Source organism: Nonomuraea sp. JJY05, from assembly GCF_043496855.1.
Taxonomy (GTDB): domain Bacteria; phylum Actinomycetota; class Actinomycetes; order Streptosporangiales; family Streptosporangiaceae; genus Nonomuraea.
In genome coordinates this window covers 331,656-352,349 of the sequence record NZ_JBIEIS010000001.1, presented here as the reverse complement: position 1 = coordinate 352,349, position 20,694 = coordinate 331,656, and the positions used below count along the sequence as shown (strand labels likewise).

Below are 20,694 nucleotides of genomic sequence, written 5' to 3'. Positions count from 1 at the left end.
GCGCCCGCCTCCGGTGCGAGGGGCCGCCGGAGTCACGCCGGTCGAGGCGCCGGGCGGGAAAACCGTTCGCGGCGGTGTGCGGGGGCGTGGTTTGCTGCCGGGCATGACGTCGGTATGGGTCGGTCAGCATGTCCGGTTGCGCGCCATCGAGCCCGAGGACTGGGAGGCGTTGCTCTCCTTCGACGAATACTCCGACGCGGTCAGGAACGGCCACCAGCTCCACCCGCCGCGGTCGGCGGCGCTGGCCAGGAAGTGGGCCGCCGAGCTGGCCGAGCGGGCCGAGGACCTGGACAACGTGCGCCTGGTGATCGCCACCAGGGAAGGGAACGTCCCGGTCGGCATGATGAACACGCACAGCGTCGACCGGGTGCACGGCACCTTCGCGTACGGGATCGGCATCGGGACGCCCCACCACCGCAAGGGGTACGCCAGTGACGCCGTCGTCCTGATCCTGCGATACATGTTCTTCGAGCGCCGCTTCCAGAAGGCCGAGGCGTGGGTCTACGGCTCCAACGAGGCGTCGCTGGCGCTGCACCGGCGACTGGGGTTCGTCGAGGAGGGCCGCCGGCGCAGGAGTCACTACGCCAACGGCCGTTACGACGACGAGGTCCTGTTCGGCATGACGATCGAGGAGTTCACCGAACGCTACGCCTGAAGGTCCGCACGGACCCGGCGGGTGGCCGTGACCACGTTCGCCAGTGACGCCTCGGCCTCCTCGTACGTCCGGGTCTTCAGCCCGCAGTCCGGGTTGACCCAGACCCGCTCCACCGGCAGCACCGACAGCGTCCGGCGCAGCAGGTCCTCGACCTCGGCGGCCGCGGGCACCCGCGGCGAGTGGATGTCGTAGACGCCGGGCCCGAGCCCCCGCCCGAAGGTCCCGACGGTGGCGAGGATGCGCGCGCCGGAGCGGGCCGACTCGATGGTGGTCACGTCGGCGTCCAGGCCGTCGATGGCGGCCAGGATCTGGTCGGCGTCCGAGTAGCACAGGTGGGTGTGGATCTGCGTGCGGTCGCCGGCCCCCGACGTGGCCCGGCGGTACGCGGCCACCGCCCACTCCAGGTAGTCGGCCTGCGCGGCCCGCCGGAGCGGGAGCAGCTCACGAAGGGCCGGCTCGTCCACCTGGATGACCGACACCCCGGCCGCCTCCAGATCGCGGACCTCCTCCCGGACGGCGTCCGCCACCTGGAACACGACGTCGCGCAGCGGCAGGTCGTCGCGGACGAAGGACCAGGCCACGATGGTGACGGGGCCGGTGAGCATGCCCTTGACCGGCTTGTCGGTGAGCGACTGCGCGTACGTGGCCCACCGCACCGTGATCGGCGACGGGCGGCCGACGTCCCCGTGCAGGATCGGCGGCCGGGTGCAGCGGGAGCCGTACGACTGGACCCAGCCGTTCCTGGTGACGGCGAACCCGTCGAGGTGCTCGGCGAAGTACTGCACCATGTCGTTGCGCTCGGGCTCCCCGTGCACGAGGACGTCGAGCCCGAGGCTCTCCTGGAGCCGGATGACCCGCTCGATCTCGGCCTCCACCTGCCGCTCGTAGTCGGCCTGCGAGAGCGAGCCCGAGGCGACCGCGGCCCGCGCCGCGCGCAGCGAGCCGGTCTGCGGGAACGAGCCGATCGTGGTGATCGGCAGCGCGGGCAGCCGCAGGTGCTCGGCCTGCGCCGCCGCCCGCACCGCGTACGGGCTGCGCTCCTCCGGCACGACGGGCGCGGGCAGCGCCACGGAGGGCGCGGCGTGCGGAGCGTCCCGCAGCGGCGAACGCGCCAGCGCCACCACCTCCGCCACCTTCTGCTCGGCGAACGCCAGCCGCCCCTTCAGCGCGGGGTCCAGATCGTGCTCGGCCTCAACGTCGTAGGGCACGTGCAGCAGCGAGCACGACGTGCTGACCACCACCTCCGAGGCGCGTACGGCACCCAGAGCGGCCAGGGCGCGATCGGGCGAGGTGCGCCACACGTCGCGCCCGGACACCACGCCCGCCACCACGGTCTTGCCGGTCAGGTCGAGCGCGGGGACGGCGCCGCGGACGAGGTCGATCCCGATGGCCTCCACCGGGGTCTCGGCCAGGACCGGGAGAGCCTCTCCGAGATCCCCGAAGTAGGAGGCCACGAAGAGCCCGGGCCGGGTGGTGAGGGAGCCGAGCCGGGAGTAGGCGGCGCGCACGGCGGCCAGCTCTTCGGCGGTACGGTCGCCGACCAGCGCGGGCTCGTCGAGCTGCACCCACGAGACCCCCTCGGCGGCCAGCGCGGACAGCAGCTCCTCGTAGCAGGCCAGCACGTCGTCCAGCCGGTCCAGCGCCGACCCCAGCAGCAGGAAGGTCACCGGCCCCACCACCACGGGCCGCGTCCCGTACCCCAGCGCCCGCGCCTCGCGCACCTCGGAGAGCGGCTTGGCCGCGTCCAGCTTGAACACGGTGTCGGGGCCGATCTCCGGCACGATGTAGTGGTAGTTCGTGTCGAACCACTTCGTCATCCGCAGCGGCGCCAGCCCCTCGGTGCCCCTGGCCATCGCGAAGTAGGGGTCGCCGGCCTCGCGGTAGCGCGCGGGCACCGCGCCCAGCAGCACCGCCGTGTCCAGCACCTGGTCGTACAGCGAGAACGTGTTGGACGGCAGCCCCTCCAGCCCCAGCTCGGCCAGCCTGCGCCAGGTCCGCTCCCTGATCTCGGCCCCCACCCGCTCGAGCTCCGCCCGGCTCGACCGCCCGTCCCAGTACGACTCCAACGCCCGCTTCAGCTCCCGTCGCGGCCCGATCCTCGGATATCCGAGGACGGTGGACTTGGGGAATGGGGACATGTCTCTGGCTCCTTTGATCTCGTTCGGCTGATCGCAGGCATCCTGCCGAGCACTCGGGAGCTCATGCATCATGGATTGGTGCTGCTTATGCTCAAAGAGATGCACTGCTTCGCCAGGGTCGCGGAGCGGCTGAGCTTCTCCAAGGCCGCCGCCGACCTGGGGATGTCCCAGCCCGCCATGAGCCAGGCCATCACCCGGCTCGAGCGCGCCGCCGGGGTCAGGCTCTTCGAGCGGACGGCCCGCGACGTGCGGCTCACGGCGGAGGGCAAGGCGCTGCTGCCGTACGCGGAGCAGGTGATCGAGTCGATCGGCGCCTTCGAGGCCGAATCGGCCCGGCTGGCCAGGCCGACCATTCATCTCGCTTATCCACCGCTCGTCGGGACACTGGCGGCGCGGATCGTCAGGCGGCTGGCTGGCCGCACTCCGGCGATCGGCGTGGAGTTGCGGGCGGCGGGCCGGGGCGCGGCGGTGCGGGCGCTGGCGGGCGGCGAGGTGTCGGCCGCGATCCTGGCCACTCCGGCGCCGGCGCAGTTCGTGACGGCGGCCAGGTTTCACGTCACGGTCGACCACCTGGCCGTGCCCGCGGGTCACCGGCTGGCCTCCCGGCCCAAGGTCACCCCCGGCGATCTGGGCGGGCAGGTGCTGCTGACGCCGGGCAGCCGCCCGTGGCCCGGGCTGCCGGGGCGCTCGCGCATGGCGGCCGACGACGACTTCGCGGCCGCGCTCGACCTGGTGGCCGCGGGCGCCGGGCTGTTGCCGATCCCGCAGCTCCTGGTCAGGACCATCAGGAGGGACGACGTGCGCTTCGTGCCGCTCGACGCCGGCGACCTGCGCATCACGTACGCGCTGGCGTGGTCGAAGGAGCGGGTCACACCGGAGCTGATGGCCCTGGTGCAGGCCGTCCAGGACGCCCTGTGGACTAGGTGAGGGGGATGTTCTTCAGCGCCTCGCGGCGGCTCAGGCCCGTGAGGCCCTTGGCGTTGACGTAGCGGAGCACTTCGTCGGGACTGATCTTGGAGTATTCGCGTAACGCCCAGCCGATCGCCTTGCGCGCGAAGAAGTCGTTGTCCGACAGGCTCGGCTCGATGCACGCGTACAGCAGGGCCGTGTCGGTGCGCTCCTTGAACCGGTTCTGGCTGAGGATCGCGGTGCGCCGCTTCCACAGGTCGCGGTCGTGCGCCCACTCCAGCATGAGCGGCCGCATCGAGTCGGGGTAGGTGGTCAGCAGCCCGCCGACGCGGTGGGTGGCCAGCTCGTCGACGAGGTCCCACCAGGCCCCGGTGACGATCATCTCCTCGTACATCGGCACCGTGTAGAGGGTCTGGTAGTCGCGATAGAGGTGATAGCCGGACAGCTCGACGGCGGCGTAGCGCTCCTCGCGGTATTCGGCCTCCCGCCACAGCGCGAGCACGGCCCGGCGCCACTCCGGCGCGCTCTCCAGCCGGTGCTCGGCGAACACCCGCCGCAGCGCCGCCCGCCTGCGCACCGCCTGCACGCCCAGGAACGGCATCGTCGACTTCATGTACGCGCGCATGGCCTCGGCCTTGCCGGGCTCCGCCGCCCCCTGCAGTGCCAGCCGCACTGCCTTGCCGATGCTCATCCCTTTTGCGTGGTGCGCTCGCCGGTGGCGAGGCCGTCGAACAGCACGGTGATGTAGTGCTCGGCCAGCCCGGCCGTGTTGAGCCGGCCGCCGGGCCGGAACCAGCGCACCGCGACCCAGATCGTGTCGCGGATCATGCGGTACGTCAGCTTCGGATCGACGTCGGACCTGAACAGCCCGGCCGCCTGGCCCGCCTTGATCTGCGTCACCCAGATCTGCTCGACCTCGTCCTCGGCCTTGACCAGGTAGTTGAACCGCTCGAACTGCCGCAGGTAGTTCCAGTCGTTCTGCATGACGGTGATCGCGGCGCGGTGCGGCTCCAGCGTGCCGAACCCGATGCGGACCATCTCCGACAGCACCGTGCGGGCGTCGGCGCTCGTGTCGACCGCCGCGCGGTAGCGGGCGATGAGGTCGTCGAGGAAGGTGGACAGCACCTCGTCGACGATCGTCTCCTTGGAGTCGAAGTGGTGGTAGAGACTTCCGGAGAGGATGCCTGCCTCGTCGGCGATCTCGCGTACTGTCGTGGCCTGGAAGCCCTTGCGCGCGAAGAGCTCCGCGGCGAGCTTGACGAGGTGGTCGCGGCGCTCGGAGGCAGCCCCCGATGAGCTCGCGCGCTGGCGCTTGGCCGGGGTGGTCGCGGTGCCGGAGTTCTTACGCGTGGTCACGTCACCATTATGAGCCCTCGCACAATCGCTTGTTCACCTAACCGGCCCAGCTCATGCGGCATTCCATGCCATACCAAGCGCTTGCTACGATGCGATGATGGTGAACGAGGCGTACATCGTCGGAGCCGTCCGCACCCCCGTCGCGCGCAGGAACGGCGGCCTGGCCGCGGCCCACCCCGCCGATCTCGGCGCGCACGTGCTCAGGGAACTGATGTACCGGACGGACGCCGACCCGGCGGCCGTCGACGACGTGATCTTCGGCTGCGTGGACACGATCGGCCCGCAGGCGGGGGACGTCGCCCGCACCTGCTGGCTCGCGGCCGGGCTCCCCGAGGAGGTGCCCGGCGTCACGGTGGACCGCCAGTGCGGCTCGTCCCAGCAGGCGCTCCACTTCGCCGCCCAGGCCGTGCTGTCCGGCACGAGCGACCTGGTGGTGGCCGGCGGCGTGCAGAACATGAGCATGATCCCCATCTCGGCCGCGATGCTCGCGGGCCGCGCCTTCGGCCACGAGACGCCGTTCGCCGGTTCCAAGGGCTGGGTCGAGCGGTACGGCACGCAGGAGGTCTCCCAGTTCACGGGCGCCGAGCAGATGGCCGCCACCTGGGACCTGTCGCGCGAGGAGATGGAGCGGTACGCGTACGAGTCGCACCGGCGGGCCCTCCACGCCATCGACGCCGGCCACTTCGTGCGCGAGATCGCCCCCTATGAGGGCGTGACCACGGACGAGTGCCCGCGCCGGGACACCACGATCGAGCGGATGGCCGGGCTCAAACCCCTGGTCGAGGGCGGCCGGCTCACCGCGGCCCTGGCGTCCCAGATCTCCGACGGCGCGGCGGCCCTGCTCGTCGCCTCGCCCAGGGCCGTGCGGGAGCACGGCCTGACCCCGCGCGCCCGCGTGCACCACCTGTCGGCCCGGGGTGCCGACCCGATCGTGATGCTCTCCGCCCCCATCCCGGCCACCGCCCACGCCCTCGGCATGACGGGACTGTCCATCGACGACTTCGACGCGATCGAGATCAACGAGGCGTTCGCGCCGGTCGTACTGGCCTGGATCAAGGAGACCGGCGCGGATCCCGCCAAGGTGAACCCGAACGGCGGCGCCATCGCGCTCGGCCACCCGCTCGGCGCGACCGGCGCCGTGCTGGCGGTGAAGCTGCTGCACGAGCTGGAGCGCACGGGCGGACGGTACGGCCTGCAGACCATGTGCGAAGGAGGGGGGCAGGCCAACGTCACCGTCATCGAGCGGCTGACCTTCTGAAGGGAAGGAGTTGACGTCAGAAAATAGCTCTAGCAAATAGGAAACTTTCCTATTAGATTTCGGGTCATGCCCTTGAGCGGTGACCTGCTTCGCCTTGCCGACGCCGTCCTCTTTCCCGGTTTCGCCGGGCACACGCCTCCCGACTGGCTCCGCCGCCGGCTCGGCGAGGGGCTGGCCGGCGTGGCGCTGTTCTCGCGCAACATCGCCGACCCGGCTCAGGTGGCCCGGCTGACCGCCGCGCTGCGCGCGGAGAACCCCTCGGTGCTCATCGGCACCGACGAGGAGTCGGGGGAGGTCACGCGGCTGGAGGTGGCCACGGGAAGCAGCCGCCCCGGAGGGTACGCGCTGGGCGTCGTGGACGACGTTGCCCTGACCGAGGCCCTGGCCAGGGACCTCGGCGGCGACCTGGCGGCGGCGGGCATCACGCTCGACTTCGCCCCCTCGGCGGACGTCAACTCCAACCCGGACAACCCGGTCATCGGCCTGCGGGCCTTCGGCGCGGACCCGGCCCTGGTCTCCCGCCACACCAGGGCGTTCGTCCGCGGCCTGCAGTCGGCGGGCGTGGCCGCGTGCGCCAAGCACTTCCCCGGGCACGGGGACACCTCGGTCGACTCGCATCACGGCGTCCCCGTGGTGGCCGACGGCGGGATCGAGGACGCGCTGCTCCCTTTCCGGGAGGCGATCAAGGAGGGCGTCAAGGCCGTCATGACCGGCCACCTCCTCGTGCCCTCGTACGACGCCGAGCTGCCCGCCACGCTCAGCCCCAAGGTGCTCACCGGGCTGCTGCGGGAGGAGCTCGGGTTCGAAGGAATGATCATCACTGACGGCATCGAGATGGCCGCGGTGTCGGGGGCGTACGGGATCGGGGGCGCCTCCGCCCGTGCCATCGCCGCCGGGGCCGACGCGATCTGCGTCGGCGGCGAACGGGCCGACGAGGCCACCGCCGCCGGCATCCGCGACGCGATCGCCACGGCGGTGACCCAGGGACTGCTGCCCGAGGAACGGCTGGCCGACGCCGCTCGAAGGGTCCGCGAGCTGGCCTCATGGGCCGCCTCCTCGGGCAGCCAGGCCTCCCGCGACGGCTCCGTCGGCCTGGCCGCCGCGCGCCGGGCGATCCGGATCACCCGCCGGTCCACCGCCCCCGTGCTGCCGCTGACCTCGGCCGCGTCCGTGGTGGAGCTGGCCCCGCAGATGAACCTGGCCATCGACAGGAACACGCCGTGGGGCGTCGGAGAGCCGCTCGCCCGCCTGCTGCCGGGAACCGTGGTGACCCGGCTGGCGGTGGGGGACTCGACGGGTTCGGCGCTGGAGCACCAGCTCGGGGAGGCCGCCGGACGGCCACTGGTGATCGTGGTCCGGGACGTGCACCGCCATGCCTGGCAGGAGCAGGCGCTGCGGCACCTGCTCAGCGCCCGGCCCGACGCCGTGGTGGTGGAGATGGGGCTGCCCGAGCGGTCCGACCTGGGCGCCGTGCACATCGCCACGTACGGCTCCGCCCGGGTCTGCGGGCAGGCAGCGGCCGAGGTGCTCACCGGTAGGCTCTGATCCCGTGAACTTCGACGGCGAGGATCTTTCCCGCAAGGCACTGGGCGACCGGCTCCCGGCGGACGAGACGCACGTCTTCCGCGAGTGCGACCTGACGGAGGCCGACCTGTGGGGCGCCCCGCTGGCGGGGGCCAGGTTCGAGTCGTGCGTGCTGGACCAGACCGACTTCCGCAAGGCCGACCTCGACGGGGCCTCGTTCACGGGTGGGGGCGGGATGCGGACCCGCTTCAACGACGCCGACCTCATCGACGTGACGTTCACCGACGTGGACCTGTCCTCGGCCCAGTTCGGCGGCGCGCTCCTCACGGACGTCTCGTTCACGGGGTGCCGCATGATCGGTGCCGCGCTGACGGGCTCGCGCGGCACCGGCTTCACGATCGCCCGCTCCAACCTGACCCTGGCCAACCTCGGCGGGTGCTCCCTGCGCAAGGAGGTCATCGAGGGGGTCCGCTTCGACGACGCCGACCTGTCGGGGTGCGACTTCACGGAGGCCACGTTCAGCGACTGCCGGCTGATCGGGACGCGCCTGCTGCAGACCAAGTTCAACAAGGCCGACCTGCGCGGGGCGGACCTGGGCGAGCCGGACGACGCGAAGCTGCGGGCGTTCGCGGGCGCGATCATCAACCAGACCCAGGCCAACGCCATCCTGGCCGCCCGCGGCATCACCGTGCTCTGAGCCCGGACGCGTCAACGCTCCTCGCGCCGGCCCACGGCGCTCACCACGGTCAGGACGCCTCCATTGTGCGGCCCAGGTGGGTCAGGGCGGTGCCGGCCTCGGTCATGATGCGCTCGATCAGCTCGCGGCAGGACGGCAGGTCGTCGATCACGCCCACCACCTGGCCCGACGCCATCACGCCGAGGTCCGCCCGGCCCTCCACCATCGCGGCCCGCAGCAGCACCGGCGTGTTGGCCGCCTGCAGGACCTGGGCCCAGGTCAGGTCGCGCGCCTGCCTCATCCGGCGGCCCTCGCGCAGCATCGCGCCCCACGACAGCCCCGACAGCCGCTTGAACCTGGCCCCGTTCACCACCGCCCTGACCAGGCGCGAGCGCTCCAGCGACGCCACGAACGGGGTCAGCAGGACCCGGTGGGGCACCCCGTCCACCTTGGTCGTGACGACCGTGTCCCGCGTCGCCAGATAGAGCTTCTTCACCTCGTCGGGCACGGGGGAGTCGCTGGTCAGCAGGAACCTGGTCCCCATGGCGATGCCGCAGGCCCCATACGCCAGCGCCGCCACCAGCCCTCGCCCGTCGAAGAAGCCGCCGGCCGCGATCACCGGGATGTCCACCGCGTCCACGACCTGGGGCAGCAGCAGCGTCGTGGCGACGGAGCCGGTGTGGCCGCCGCCCTCCCCGCCCTGGACGATCACCGCGTCCACGCCCCAGCCCGCCACCTTCTCCGCGTGCCGGCGCGCACCGACCGACGGGATCGTGACCACGCCCGCGTCCTTGAGCCGGGCGATCAGGTCCCGCTTGGGCGCCATCGCGAACGACGCCACGCGCACGCCCTCCCTGATCAGCACCTCGATCCGCTCGGCGGCGTCGTCGGCGTCGGATCGCAGGTTCACGCCGAACGGCGCGTCCGTGCGCTCCTTCACCCGCCTGATCGCGGCGGTCATCTCGGCCACGGACATCGTCGCGGCGCCGATCACGCCGAGCCCGCCGGCCTGGGAGGTGGCCGCCGCCAGCCGGGCGCCCGCGACGTACCCCATGCCGGTCTGCACGATCGGGTGGCGGCACCCGACCAGGGAGGTCAGCGCGGTCCTCACGCCGGCTCCCGGTCCCGCAGGCGTCCGGGGTCGAGCCGGTCCAGGACCTCCAGCTCCTCGACGGTCGGCCCGCGCGTCCGGGGCACGTTGTCGGGGATGTCCAGCTCGAAGCCGGTCGCCGCCACCACCTCGTCCACCTCGACGCCGGGGTGCACCGACACCAGGCGCATGGTCCCGCCGGGGGTGCGGAAGTCCAGCACGGCCAGGTTCGTCACCACGCGGCGCAGGTCGAAGGCGCCCCTGTCGGTCCCGACCCCGCTGACCACGTCCACCGAGGGCACGAACACCCGAGGGGAATGGCGGGGGATCCAGTAGCTGGTCGGGTCGCAGCGGGTGTTCCCCGGCGCGCCCCGCACGCCCAGCAGCTGCGCCTTGGGGCGGGCCCAGTCGCCGATGCAGGAGATGTTCGTGTTGCCGTACCGGTCGATCTGGCTGGCCCCGAGCATGACGTGCCGGCGCCCGTTCAGCACCAGCCACAGGTGCTCGCGGAACGGCAGCCATCCCTCCACCACCCCGGGTGCCTCGCCCAGCGCGGGCACGTCGCCGGTGAGCAGGCAGGTGCCGTCGTGCGTGAGCAGCTCCGGCTCGAACGTCAGCCGCGCCAGCCGCGCCGCCAGCACCGTGACCGGCCCGCCGATGCCCGCCGCCAGGATCTCGCCGTCTCCCCGGAACGCCTCCGCGCACGCCACCACGCACACGTCAGCCCTGCTGCTCATCGAACTCCTCCCAAGGCGTCTCCACGTAGCGCCGCTGCGTCGCCTCGTCGCGCCCGTAGTCGGGCTCGCACGCGGTGAACCCCGCCCCGCCCGGCGCCTCCACCACCCCCGCCACCATCGACCGGCTGATCAGCAGCGACTGCACGGGCCCTTCCTTCAGCAGGTTCTCCACGACCCGCTCGCACGAGACGTAGCAGCGCCGCGCCGCCTTGGCGTAGAGGTCGTCGAAGTACGGGTCGGACCCCAGGTACTGGGCGTTGCCCCGGGCGTCGGCCCGGTTCAGGTGGACCAGGGCCACGTCCATGGTCAGCGCGGGCACCGCGACCAGCTCCTCCCCGTCCGCGTACGGCGACCGCACCGTCCGCAGCTCCGGGTTGACGCGCAGCACGTCCGACCCCAGCCCCGCCCGCGTCGGCAGGAACGGCAGCCGGTGCGCCCCCGCCAGCAGCCCGAACATGAACATCCCCTCGTCGTACTCCGCGAACTCGATCTCCCCGGCCTGCCTGGCCCGCCGGAAATGGGGCTCCAGGGGAATGGAGTCGAGCGTGACGAACGGGGCCACGACCTTGCGCACCTTCTTCGCCGCGCACAGCATGCCCACGTCCGGGCCGCCGTACGAGACGATCGTGAGGTCGGTGGCGGGGGAGCGCAGGAGGGCGCGGACGAGGGCCATCGGCTTGCGCCGCGAGCCCCAGCCGCCGATCCCGATCGTCATCCCGCTCTCGACCGTGCCCGCGACCTCCTCGGCCGACATCAGCTTGGTCACGTGAATCGCTCCCTGTGCCGGTCGCCGGCGCCCATCAGGTTCAGCTCGAAGGTGAAGCCCTGCTCGAAGCGGTAGCTGCGCTTGACGTCCACGGGATCGATGCCGTTGAGGGACTCCTTGGCGCGGCGGATCACGTACGGGTCCTTCGCGGCGATCTGCCCCGCCACCTCCAGGGCCGCGTCACGCAGCTTGTCGCGCGGCACCACCTCCAGCACCGACCCGAACGCGTGCAGCTCGGCCGCCGTCACGTTCCTGCACGTGTAGACCATGGCCCGCATCAGGTGCTGCGGCACCAGCCTGGCCAGGTGCGTGGCCGCGCCCAGCGCGCCCCTGTCCACCTCGGGCAGCCCGAAGTAGGCGTCGTCGCCGGCCACCACGATGTCGGCGTTCCCCGCCAGGCCGACGCCGCCGCCGAGGCAGTGGCCGTGCACCGCCGCGATCACCGGCACCGCGCACTCGTAGACCGCCGCGAACGCCGCGTAACAGGCCCGGTTGACCCCGACCAGCGCCTCGTACCCCTCGGCGTCCCGCAGCTCCTTGATGTCGACCCCGGCGTTGAAGCCGCGTCCCTCGGCCCGCAGCACCACCACCCTGGTCTCCGGATCGTCCCCGGCCCGCCGGAGGGTCCAGGCCAGCTCCTCCCAGCCCCGCACGGTCAACGCGTTCACCGGTGGCACGTCCATGACCACCTCGGCGATCGGCCCGGCCCGCAGAGTGATCCCCATGAGACTCCCTGGTTGCACCTAACGCTTGCTTGGTACGGTAGCACCCGTGACCGTGACTTACGACTACACGGGCAAGGCCGTCCTGGTGACCGGCGGCACGCAGGGCATCGGCGCGGGGATCGCCCGCGCCTTCCGGGAGGCGGGCGCCGACGTGACGGTCTGCGCCCGGCGCGAGTCGGCCGTCCCCGCGCCGGGGATCCGGTTCTCGCGGGCCGACGTGCGGGTGGCCGAGGACGTCGAGCGGCTGATGTCCGGGTTCGAGCGGCTGGACGTGGTGGTCAACAACGCCGGCGGCTCGCCGTACGCGCCGCTCGACGGCACCTCGCCGCGCCTGCACGCCCGGGTCGTCGAGCTCAACCTGACGGCCCCGCTGCTTGTTTCGCAGTCCGCGTACCCGCTGCTCGCCGCGGCCGGCGGGGCGATCGTGATGATCGGCAGCGCCAGCGGCGCCCGCCCCTCGCCCGGCACCGCCGCGTACGGCGCCGCCAAGGCCGGGCTGCACCACCTGGCCCGCTGCCTGGCCGCCGAGTGGGCCCCCGAGGTGCGCGTCAACACGGTCGTCGTCGGCCTCGCCGCCTCCGGGAACGCCACAGGGAACGCCGCCTCCCACTACGGCGGGCAGGAGGACGGGATGGGGGCGGCCATCCCGGCGGGCCGGATGGCGACGCCCGCCGACGTGGCCGCGGCCTGCCTGTGGCTGGCCGCGCCCGGCTACGTCACGGGCGCGGAGGTGCGGGTGGACGGCGGCGGCGAGATCCCCGCCTGGCGACACCTGGCCAGCAGCGACATTTCCTGATATCTCTGCATGATCCTTCTGGGAGGTCTGTGTGGGAATCTGTGCTGACCGCGTGGTGATCGTGACGGGCGCCGGACGGGGGATCGGGAGGGAGCACGCGCTGGAGTTCGCCCGGCAGGGCGCCCGCGTCGTGGTGAACGACCTCGGCACGGGCCCCGGCGGCGAGGGCGGTTCGGGAACCCCCGCGCTGGAGGTGGTCGCGGAGATCGAGGCGCTCGGCGGCCGGGCGGTGGCCAACTGCGACGACGTGTCCGACTGGGGCGGCGCGGCCCGGCTGGTCAAGACCGCCGTCAGCGCGTACGGTCGCCTCGACGTCCTGGTGAACAACGCGGGCTTCCTCAGGGACCGGATGCTCGTCTCCATGACCGAGCAGGAGTGGGACGACGTCGTCCGGGTCCATCTCAAGGGCCATTTCCTGCCGCTGCGCCACGCGGCGGCGTACTGGCGGGAGAGCGCCAAGGCGGGCGAGCGCGTCACGGGCCGGGTGATCAACACCTCGTCCGGCGCGGGCCTGCTGGGCAGCGTCGGCCAGGCCAACTACTCGGCCGCCAAGGCGGGCATCGTCGCGCTGACCCAGGTGGCCGCGGCCGAGCTGGGCAGGTACGGCGTGACGGTGAACGCCATCGCCCCCGCCGCCCGCACCCGCATGACCGAGGAGGTGTTCGCCGCGACCATGGCCAGGCCGGAGTCCGGCTTCGACCCCATGGACCCGGCCAACATCGCCCCGCTCGTCGTCTGGCTCGGCTCCGAGGGCTCCGGCCACGTGACGGGGCGGGTGTTCGAGGTGGAGGGCGGCTCGATCGCCCTGGCCACGGGCTGGCGCCACGGAGAGCGGGCCGAGCGCGGCGCCCGCTGGGACCCCGCGGCCGTGGGCGACGCGGTCGCCGGGCTCCTGGCCTCGGCCCCGTCCCCGGAGCCCGTGTACGGGACGTGAGCCCGGCGGGTCAGCATGGCCGAGCGGGCGGTCGGCCGGTCAGCGCATGGCCGAGCGGGCAGTCGGCCGGAGCAGGAGCCGCTCGGGGGCGGCCGCCAGGCGGGACTTCAGCATCGGCAGATCCACCTCTCGCTCCTCCTCGGCCGGGTCGAAGCGGGCGAACCACACGAACACGTTCTCCCCGGTCCGGATCGGAAGCCGGGGGAAGTTGTTCTCCGAGTGCTCCGTCTCCAGGCACGCGACGGGCGGCACCCCGGCCTCGGCCAGCACGGGTGCGACCTCCCGGGCGAAGAAGGCGGAGAAGCCGTCCTCGACGTGGTAGATCGTGGCGGCGTACAGGGACTCCGGCAGCTCGGTCGCGCCCGCGGGCGGCCGCTCCCAGACGGGCGGCTCGGCCCCCACGGAGTGCAGGAGGAGCACGTCGTCGCTGTCGACCATGGTGGCGTTGGCGGCGTCCCGGTGGGCCCGCCACACGGGCCCGTCGTAGAAGGCCTCCAGCGCGTCCTTGCGGGCCACCATCGACGGATACGCGCGTAGCCAGGCGAACCGGTCGGGCGCGTCCTGGACGCGGAAGGTGCCGGTGACCCTCATGCCCGTCGCCTCCTGGGTCTCCACGAATTCGCGCTCGAACAGCTCGATCAACGTGTCCCGCCGCCCGGGCAGCAGGGTGTACTGGCGCAGTTCGTAGATCATGCGGCGGACGTTAGAGCCAGGTCACTGACACCTTCTGTCAGGGTATTCGGCGAATAATATTCTGGTAACACAGAGCTACCGATCGACAACTCACGGTTATATGCTCGCTGTGACCTTGATCTCCTGCGGTCAAGGAAGGTCAAAGGGGCGGCGCGCCCGTGCTCGCCGGCCCTGAACCCTACCGGCGAAGGAGCGGAAGTTGATCAAAAGAGCGTGCGCCGCCGCGGCCGTGCTGGCAGCGGCCGTCGGCGGCGCACTCCTGGCTGCCCCGGCTCACGCTGACGACGACTGGTTGGGGCCGCTGAGCGGCGACACCCGCGCCGGCAACTGGAGCAGCAACAGCGACTCGTCCCAGTCCGGAAACAACTTCGGGGACGTCACCTCCGTCAACCGCGGCAGAGACTCCTCGACCAACGTCAACAACGTCAACGGCATCGCGCCCACCGCAACCAACGGTGGCATCACGGTGACCTACATCTTCTACTGACCGGCTGACGTCCAAAGCCAACACGATCTGAAAGGACCACGACCATGGTGAAGAAGCTCTGCGTGACCGGTCTCGTCGCTGCTGCCGCCGCCGGGGTGACCCTGCTGTCGGCGCCCGCGTACGCGGACGTCAACGCGGGTAATTCCAGCTCCAACCGCGGCTCCTCGCAGTCGGGCAACAACTTCGGCAACGTCGTCAACAGCAATGTGAGCGGCCGCGCCGCGACCAGCGTCAACAACGTCAACGGCAACGCCGTGACCGCCACCAACCGCGGCGCCGTGGGCATCGAGGACGTGGTCGAGATCGACTAGCCGGACGGGACGCGGACGCGGGCCAGGTCCGAAATGGACTGGCTCGCGCCGTACTAGCATCCGTGGGTGACTCTTTGTGCCTATGTAACGTTTGAAGATCCCCGCGGTGGCGACGACGAGCGCGACCCGGTCCTTGCCGCCTGGCGCGAGGCGGGCATCGAGGGGCGGGTCGAGCGCTGGGACGATCCCGCCGCCGACTGGAGCGCGTACGACGCCGTGGTCGTCCGCTCGGTCTGGGACTACGTCCTGCGGCGGGAGGAGTTCCTGGAGTGGGCGCGCGGCGTGGAGTCCGTCACCAGGCTGCTCAACCCGCGCTCCGTGCTGGAGTTCAACACCGACAAGACCTACCTGCGGGACCTGGGCGTGCCGATCGTGCCGACGCACTGGTCGTCGCAGGACCTGCCGCACTGGCCCGAATACGTCGTCAAGCCGGCGATCTCCGCCGGCGCCCGTGACACCACCAGGACCGCCGATCGCGACAGGGCCCGGGAACTGGCCGCCGCGATCGAGGCCGGCGGGCGAACGCCGATGGTGCAGCCGTACCTCGACATGGTCGAGGCGGAGGGGGAGACCTCGCTGCTGTACTTCAACGGCCGCCTCAGCCACGCCGTCCGCCGCGTCCCCATGCTCGCCCAGGGGGCGAGCGAGCCGGACGACGTTCGGGCCAGGTTGCGCACACCAGCCCTGGACCAGGTCGATCTCGCGGAGAAGGTGCTCGCCGCCGTACCTCAGCCCCTTCTCTACGCCAGGATCGACCTGGTCCGGCTACCCGGGGGCGAGCCGGTGGTCATCGAGGTGGAGCTGACGGAGCCGTACCTCTACCTGCGGTGGGAGCCCGACGCGCCGGCGAGCTTCGCCAGGGCGCTACGCGAGCTGCTCTGAGTCCTTCACCCACAGGCGCAGCAGCCCCCTGAAGTGCTCGACGAAGCGGTCGCGCTCGTGGGCCGGGTACGTGGCGGTCACGGTGTCCACCAGCAGCCGGTCGAACTCGGCCCCGGCCACCCACTCCAGCACCACCTCGTCGATGTGCGCCAGGCGGTCCTGGCAGAACTCGTGGTAGCGCTCGGTCTCGAAGTACGCGTCGGCCAGCCGGCGGTATTCGGCCAGGCGCTCCTCGTACGTCCCCGTCACGGAGAAGTAGTCGTGCGTCTCCAGGTCGATGCGGGGCCTGCGCCGGGTGGCCACGCAGAACACGCTCCACTTCACCAGCGTCTTGATCGCCCAGGGGAAGTAGTAGTGCAGGCTGGTCAGCGCCACGTCGGGGCAGGCGTTGGCGTAGTCGATCGGGTGCACGTCCGAGCCCTTGACCAGGGTCTCGCAGGAGTTGAACTCCCACCGGAAGAACGCGTTCACCAGCTTCCCGATCGTCACGACCTCCTCGCCCACCGATGGCGACAGGAACTCGTGGTCGACGACGTAGCGGTCGTGCATCGGCTCCTCGGGCCTGAAGCGCATGACCATGGTCTCCGCGCCGATCGACAGGGACCTGGCGAACGCGTCGTAGCCGTCGATGGCCTGCTGGAGGTGCATGAGCATCTCCCCGCTCTGGTCGTAGGCCCGGTGCAGCTCGTCCCGGTCGCGTACGAGGGACACGCCGCGCCAGGCCCCGCCGTCGTAGGGCTTCATGATCAGCGGGTAGCCGATCCGCTCCGCGACCTCGTCCAGGTCGAAGGACTGGTTGTAGCGGGCCGCCGTGTAGGCGTACCGCGCGTTGTCGACCGGGTTCTTGAACGGCACCAGCACCGTCTCCGGAACCTTGAGCCCGAGCCGCATCATCGCGCAGTACGCCGTGTGCTTCTCCATCGACTGGAACGTGAACGGGCTGTTCAGGAGGTAGACGTCGTCCATCATGGCGACCTTCTTGAGCCACTCGCGCGGGTGGTAGTACCAGTACGCCAGCCGGTCGATCACCAGCTCGTGCCGCGGCTTCGCGCGCAGGTCGAACGGCTCGATCGTGAGACGCTCCACGTCGAACTCGCCCACCCCCTTGATGGGCCCGAGCCGCCGCAGCACGGTCTCGAACGCCGACGGCCAGTCCTCCTCGGTCCCCAGCAGCAGCCCGATCAGATGTCGCACGACGTTCCTCCTGCCTGACCGCCCGCGCGGCGGCCGGAGTCAGACGCCAGGGAGCCGGCCGTTGCGGAACAGGTCGACGAACCGTTGATGGTCTTCCCGGGCCTGTGCCCCGTACTGGTGGGCGAAATCCACCAGCATCCCGATAAATCCGGGTTTGTCGTTGCCGATGACCCCCACGATCGCCTCCTCCGTCGAGAAGTCGACCAGGTCGTGGCTGGACTCGTCGTCGGCCACCGAGTGCATGCGCGCCACCGCCCGCCCCAGGTCCTGCACGATCGAGCGCAGCTCGGCCGGCTCGTTGACGTCGTCCCAGTCCAGGTCCGCCGAGTACGGCGACACCTCGGCCACGAGCTGCCCCACCCCGTCGAGCGTCGTGTACCCCAGCCAGGGGTCGGCGTAGGCCTGCAGCGCCCGCTGCGACTCCGCCGTGCGGTGCCCCTGGTGCAGGAAGTACGAGGCCACCTTCTCGTCGGTGACGTGCCGGGCCACCGCGGGCACGGCCGCCTGCTTCATGTAGAGGATGACGTCGTTCTCCAGCGCCTGCGAGCGCCCTTCGAGCAGCAGGTTGTACGAGGGCAGCCCCGCGGACCCGATGCCCACGCCCTTGCGCAGCGCCACGTCCTTGATCACGTGCTCGACCGGGTTGGCCTGCACCGGCAGCGTGGTCAGGTACTCCTCGAACGCGGCCAGCACCGCCTGCCTGGTCGCCGCGTCCACCGGCTCCCGCCCCTCCATGAGCGCGAACCGCCGGTCGTAGTCGTCGATCACGGTCTCGACGTCCAGCAGCGCCACCCGCGTGCTGAGCCGCGCCGTCTGCAGCACCCGGTGCAGCACGCCGGTGGTGGTGTCCAGGGTGAGCGAGCCGATCGCGTCGTCCCCGCCCGCGGCCAGGGCGCCGAGCTCGACCAGGTACGCGGCGGCGAAGTCGGTGACGAGCACGCTGATCGAGTCGTCGGACAGCGCCTTGGCGTAGCCGATGAGCGCCACGCTGGCGGCGAAGCGCTTGAGGTCCCAGACGTACGGGCCCACGTAGGCCTCGTCGAAGTCGTTGACGTTGAAGACGAGGACGCCGGAGGCGTTCATGTACGTGCCGAAGTTCTCCGCGTGCAGGTCGCCGTGGATCCACACCCGGCTGGTCGGTTCGTCCAGGTAGGAATGGTCGGCGTAGGACTCGGCCATGTCCGCGTAGAACAGGCAGGCACTGCCCCGGTAGAACGCGAACGGGGAAGCCGCCATTTTCCGAAATTTCCGCCTAAAAGCCGCGGGGTCTCGCTTGATCGACTCGCCGAACTCTGCCATGAGGACATCGAGCAGGAAGGAGGAGCGTGCGCCCATGTCTCGGACACTAGATCTCCGCGACCTCGCCGACCACCCTGGTCTTTCCCTGACAGGCTCAGGTCAGGGTGGCGGCGCCCGCGCCCGGCAGCGATCGCAGCGACCGCAGCCCCACCGCGGCCAGCGCGCCGGCCAGGACGGTGAGCAGGACGCATTGCGTGGCGACCACCGTCGCGATCTCGCCGGTCGACGACCCGTAGAGGTCGATCAGCAGGCTCAGCCGGCTCAGCAGCAGGAGCAGGCCGGCGATCGACAGCCCGAGCGCCCGGGACGGCACGGGCCCGCGGGCCATCGCGAACGCCGAGCCCACGACCAGCGCGGCGATCGCCGTCCCGTCGAGGTCCAGCCACAGGGCCAGCCATTCCGACTCGTAGAGCCGCAGGGCCAGCCACACCTCGGCCCAGGCCAGCATCATCAGGCCGGTGGCCGGCGGAGCCAGGGTCAGCCACCACGACCGGCGCGGCGGGGTGACGTCGCGATGGAAGCCCAGCAGGAGCGCGACCACCGGTGCCGCCGTGATCACCATGCGGCCCGCCTCCATCCACAGCCCGTCGCCTTCGGGTCTGGGCAGGACCAGTGCGATCGCCTGAGAGGCGAGGAGAGGGGCCGTGCCGAGCAGCGCCACGGCCTTGGCCAGGCGCGGCCGGGCCCGCATGATCGCCGTGAAGGCCACCACGGCGCAGAGGGCGGACCCCAGATCCCGGAGCGCCATCAGTCGCTCGACGGATTCGGGCGCGCCCACGAGCGGGGTGGCCCCGATGCTGAGCGCAGCCAGCACGTCGGCAGCGACGAGGACGCCGTACACCGCCTGGTAGGCCAGTCCCAGCAGCGCGGCGAGCCGGACGGCCTCGCCCCAGGCGAAGGGTCGCGGACGGTCGCGTGCGGCACCGAGCCGCAGCCGGACGGAAAGCGCCACGACGCTGGCGATCTCGCCCCAGCCAGGACGCGCGTTCACGTCGTCGGGCACGTCGCCGGCCATCTCCATGAACGCGGCCACCATCTCCTCCTCCCGCTCGGCGCGGTAGAAGGCGGGCAGCAGACGCAGGACGCTGCGGTAACGCTGTTCGAGCAGGCTCATGCGGCGCCTCCGGCAGGCAGCGGCCGCTCCTGGGAGCGCCTTGCCCGCAGGCGGGCGTTGGCGGCCTCGGCGTTGGCGGCCAGCCTGGCCGCCTCCTGCTCGAGCACGCCGGCGCCCTCGTCGGTCAGCCGGTAGTACCGCCGCAGCCGACCCTGCTGCACTTCCTCGCGGTCGGGCGCGACCAGGCCCTCGGTCGAGAGGCGGTCGAGCACGCCGTAAAGCGTCCCGATCTTGAGTTGCACGCGCCCCTCGGACAGGCGATCGACTTCCTGGACGATCCCGTAGCCATGGCGCGGCTCGTCCACCAGCGCGATCAGCGCCAGGAACATGGGCTCCGTTATATGCACGGTGCCACGATATCCTGTCCTTCAGGATATCGTCACGGATGCTGCGAGGAGACCGAGACCACCTCACCCGTCATGTACGAGGAGTAGTCGCTGGCCAGGAAGACGATCACGTTCGCCACCTCCCACGGCTCCGCCGACCGCCCGAACGCCTCCTTGGCCGCCAGCTCCGCCAGCAGCTCCTCGCTGGTCACCTTCGCCAGGAACGGGTGCACCGCCAGCGAGGGCGCCACCGCGTTCACCCGCACGCCGTGCTCGGCGGCCTCCAGCGCGACGCACCTGGTCAGCGCCATCACCCCGGCCTTGGCGGCCGCGTAGTGCGACTGCCCGTGCTGGGCCCGCCAGCCGATGACCGAGGCGTTGTTCACGATCACGCCGGAGCCCTGGGCGATCATCTGCCTGAGCGCCGCCCTGGTGCAGCGCATGGTGCCGTTGAGGGTGACGTCGATGACCGCGTGCCACTGCTCGTCGGTCATCTCGGCCAGCGGCGCCGTACCGCCGAGGCCGGCGTTGTTGACCACTACGTCCAGCCTGCCGTGCGCCTCCACCACCGCGTCGAACAGCGCCAGCACCTGAGCCTCGGACGTCACGTCGCACGGCACGGCCAGCGGTTTGACGCCGGTGAGCTCGGTCAGCGCGTCGGCGGCGGCGGCCAGGCGGCGCTCGTGCCGGTCCGAGACGACGATCGTGGCGCCCTCCTCGGCGCAGCGCCTCGCGGTCGCGTAGCCGATGCCCGCCCCTGCGGCGGCCGTCACGAGCGTCACCTTGCCGTCGAGCAGTCCGTGCGCCTTCGGGTACGGGGGCAT

The 20,694-nt window shown here is 71.6% G+C and carries 23 protein-coding genes; 10 read left to right on the top strand and 13 right to left on the bottom strand.

Going from position 1 to position 20,694, the window contains the following annotated elements; translation table 11 throughout:
- The first annotated feature begins 103 nt into the window (after positions 1–103).
- On the top strand, positions 104–655 hold the full coding sequence (locus ACFKCF_RS01620; protein ID WP_394489808.1) for a GNAT family N-acetyltransferase: 552 nt from the start codon (positions 104–106) through the stop codon (positions 653–655).
- Here ACFKCF_RS01620 and metE read toward each other — a convergent pair.
- Positions 646–2,793: a 5-methyltetrahydropteroyltriglutamate--homocysteine S-methyltransferase gene (metE, locus tag ACFKCF_RS01615; RefSeq protein ID WP_394489806.1), complete on the bottom strand. Its 2,148-nt coding sequence runs from the start codon at positions 2,791–2,793 to the stop codon at positions 646–648. The two genes, ACFKCF_RS01620 and metE, sit on opposite strands and share 10 nt — an antisense overlap.
- An 87-nt stretch (positions 2,794–2,880) precedes the next feature.
- Here metE and ACFKCF_RS01610 point away from each other — a divergent pair, with 87 nt between their 5' ends.
- Positions 2,881–3,720, top strand: coding sequence for a LysR family transcriptional regulator (locus ACFKCF_RS01610; RefSeq protein ID WP_394490027.1), 840 nt, complete (start codon positions 2,881–2,883; stop codon positions 3,718–3,720).
- On the opposite strand, the gene ACFKCF_RS01605 is transcribed toward ACFKCF_RS01610, so the two are convergent.
- On the bottom strand, positions 3,713–4,393 hold the full coding sequence (locus tag ACFKCF_RS01605; protein WP_394489804.1) for a DNA alkylation repair protein: 681 nt from the start codon (positions 4,391–4,393) through the stop codon (positions 3,713–3,715). The two genes, ACFKCF_RS01610 and ACFKCF_RS01605, sit on opposite strands and share 8 nt — an antisense overlap.
- Positions 4,390–5,058 carry a TetR/AcrR family transcriptional regulator gene (locus ACFKCF_RS01600; RefSeq protein WP_394489802.1) on the bottom strand — a complete coding sequence of 223 codons (669 nt, stop codon included), beginning with the start codon at positions 5,056–5,058 and terminating at the stop codon, positions 4,390–4,392. The genes ACFKCF_RS01605 and ACFKCF_RS01600 overlap by 4 nt, the downstream gene beginning before the upstream one ends.
- Positions 5,059–5,158: 100 nt before the next feature.
- Between ACFKCF_RS01600 and ACFKCF_RS01595 the strand changes: the two genes are divergently transcribed.
- The 3 genes from ACFKCF_RS01595 to ACFKCF_RS01585 all read left to right on the top strand — a co-directional run bounded on the left by ACFKCF_RS01595 (position 5,159) and on the right by ACFKCF_RS01585 (position 8,537).
- The gene (locus tag ACFKCF_RS01595) at positions 5,159–6,316 is read left to right on the top strand and encodes an acetyl-CoA C-acetyltransferase (RefSeq protein WP_394490025.1); all 1,158 of its coding nucleotides are present in this window, start codon (positions 5,159–5,161) and stop codon (positions 6,314–6,316) included.
- A gap of 66 nt (positions 6,317–6,382) precedes the next feature.
- Entirely contained in the window at positions 6,383–7,861 is a 1,479-nt protein-coding gene (locus tag ACFKCF_RS01590; RefSeq protein WP_394489800.1) for a glycoside hydrolase family 3 protein, read from the top strand.
- A 4-nt stretch (positions 7,862–7,865) separates the two neighbouring features.
- Entirely contained in the window at positions 7,866–8,537 is a 672-nt protein-coding gene (locus ACFKCF_RS01585; protein WP_394489798.1) for a pentapeptide repeat-containing protein, read from the top strand.
- 49 nt (positions 8,538–8,586) lie between these two features.
- Here ACFKCF_RS01585 and ACFKCF_RS01580 read toward each other — a convergent pair whose 3' ends face one another.
- From ACFKCF_RS01580 to ACFKCF_RS01565, 4 genes are read right to left on the bottom strand one after another with little or no spacing between them, the layout of a single operon-like run.
- Positions 8,587–9,627 carry an NAD(P)H-dependent flavin oxidoreductase gene (locus ACFKCF_RS01580; RefSeq protein WP_394489796.1) on the bottom strand — a complete coding sequence of 347 codons (1,041 nt, stop codon included), beginning with the start codon at positions 9,625–9,627 and terminating at the stop codon, positions 8,587–8,589.
- On the bottom strand, positions 9,624–10,343 hold the full coding sequence (locus ACFKCF_RS01575; RefSeq protein WP_394489794.1) for a CoA-transferase subunit beta: 720 nt from the start codon (positions 10,341–10,343) through the stop codon (positions 9,624–9,626). Before ACFKCF_RS01575 ends, ACFKCF_RS01580 begins: the two co-directional genes overlap by 4 nt.
- Positions 10,327–11,097, bottom strand: a complete 771-nt coding sequence (locus tag ACFKCF_RS01570; RefSeq protein WP_394490023.1) for a CoA transferase subunit A — start codon at positions 11,095–11,097, stop codon at positions 10,327–10,329. The genes ACFKCF_RS01575 and ACFKCF_RS01570 overlap by 17 nt, the downstream gene beginning before the upstream one ends.
- A gap of 8 nt (positions 11,098–11,105) precedes the next feature.
- Positions 11,106–11,834, bottom strand: a complete 729-nt coding sequence (locus ACFKCF_RS01565) for an enoyl-CoA hydratase family protein (RefSeq protein WP_394489792.1) — start codon at positions 11,832–11,834, stop codon at positions 11,106–11,108.
- Positions 11,835–11,880: 46 nt separating this feature from the next.
- On the opposite strand from ACFKCF_RS01565, the gene ACFKCF_RS01560 reads away from it, so the two are divergent.
- Both ACFKCF_RS01560 and ACFKCF_RS01555 read left to right on the top strand, forming a co-directional pair.
- Complete coding sequence (locus ACFKCF_RS01560) at positions 11,881–12,630, top strand: SDR family oxidoreductase (protein WP_394489790.1); 750 nt, start codon at positions 11,881–11,883, stop codon at positions 12,628–12,630.
- A gap of 31 nt (positions 12,631–12,661) precedes the next feature.
- On the top strand, positions 12,662–13,564 hold the full coding sequence (locus ACFKCF_RS01555) for an SDR family oxidoreductase (RefSeq protein ID WP_394489788.1): 903 nt from the start codon (positions 12,662–12,664) through the stop codon (positions 13,562–13,564).
- Positions 13,565–13,603: 39 nt separating this feature from the next.
- Here the strand turns inward: ACFKCF_RS01555 and ACFKCF_RS01550 are convergent, their stop codons facing one another.
- The gene (locus ACFKCF_RS01550; RefSeq protein ID WP_394489786.1) at positions 13,604–14,257 is read right to left on the bottom strand and encodes an NIPSNAP family protein; all 654 of its coding nucleotides are present in this window, start codon (positions 14,255–14,257) and stop codon (positions 13,604–13,606) included.
- A 199-nt stretch (positions 14,258–14,456) separates the two neighbouring features.
- Here ACFKCF_RS01550 and ACFKCF_RS01545 point away from each other — a divergent pair, with 199 nt between their 5' ends.
- The 3 genes from ACFKCF_RS01545 (at position 14,457) to ACFKCF_RS01535 (ending at position 15,937) form a co-directional block, all read left to right on the top strand.
- Positions 14,457–14,744, top strand: a complete 288-nt coding sequence (locus tag ACFKCF_RS01545) for a hypothetical protein (RefSeq protein WP_394489784.1) — start codon at positions 14,457–14,459, stop codon at positions 14,742–14,744.
- Between the two features lie 44 nt (positions 14,745–14,788).
- Entirely contained in the window at positions 14,789–15,055 is a 267-nt protein-coding gene (locus tag ACFKCF_RS01540; protein WP_394489783.1) for a hypothetical protein, read from the top strand.
- A gap of 66 nt (positions 15,056–15,121) precedes the next feature.
- Positions 15,122–15,937, top strand: a complete 816-nt coding sequence (locus ACFKCF_RS01535) for a RimK family alpha-L-glutamate ligase (RefSeq protein WP_394489781.1) — start codon at positions 15,122–15,124, stop codon at positions 15,935–15,937.
- Here the strand turns inward: ACFKCF_RS01535 and ACFKCF_RS01530 are convergent.
- The 5 genes from ACFKCF_RS01530 to ACFKCF_RS01510 are packed head-to-tail and all read right to left on the bottom strand — an operon-like array spanning position 15,920 to position 20,694.
- The gene (locus ACFKCF_RS01530) at positions 15,920–17,131 is read right to left on the bottom strand and encodes a RimK family alpha-L-glutamate ligase (protein ID WP_394489779.1); all 1,212 of its coding nucleotides are present in this window, start codon (positions 17,129–17,131) and stop codon (positions 15,920–15,922) included. The two genes, ACFKCF_RS01535 and ACFKCF_RS01530, sit on opposite strands and share 18 nt — an antisense overlap.
- Positions 17,132–17,170: 39 nt before the next feature.
- On the bottom strand, positions 17,171–18,466 hold the full coding sequence (locus ACFKCF_RS01525; RefSeq protein ID WP_394489777.1) for a DUF2252 domain-containing protein: 1,296 nt from the start codon (positions 18,464–18,466) through the stop codon (positions 17,171–17,173).
- A 58-nt stretch (positions 18,467–18,524) separates the two neighbouring features.
- Positions 18,525–19,544 (bottom strand): hypothetical protein, encoded by a 1,020-nt coding sequence (locus ACFKCF_RS01520; protein ID WP_394489775.1) that lies wholly within the window; start codon positions 19,542–19,544, stop codon positions 18,525–18,527.
- The gene (locus tag ACFKCF_RS01515; RefSeq protein WP_394489773.1) at positions 19,541–19,891 is read right to left on the bottom strand and encodes a PadR family transcriptional regulator; all 351 of its coding nucleotides are present in this window, start codon (positions 19,889–19,891) and stop codon (positions 19,541–19,543) included. Before ACFKCF_RS01515 ends, ACFKCF_RS01520 begins: the two co-directional genes overlap by 4 nt.
- Before the next feature lie 32 nt (positions 19,892–19,923).
- On the bottom strand, positions 19,924–20,694 hold the full coding sequence (locus ACFKCF_RS01510; protein ID WP_394489771.1) for an SDR family oxidoreductase: 771 nt from the start codon (positions 20,692–20,694) through the stop codon (positions 19,924–19,926).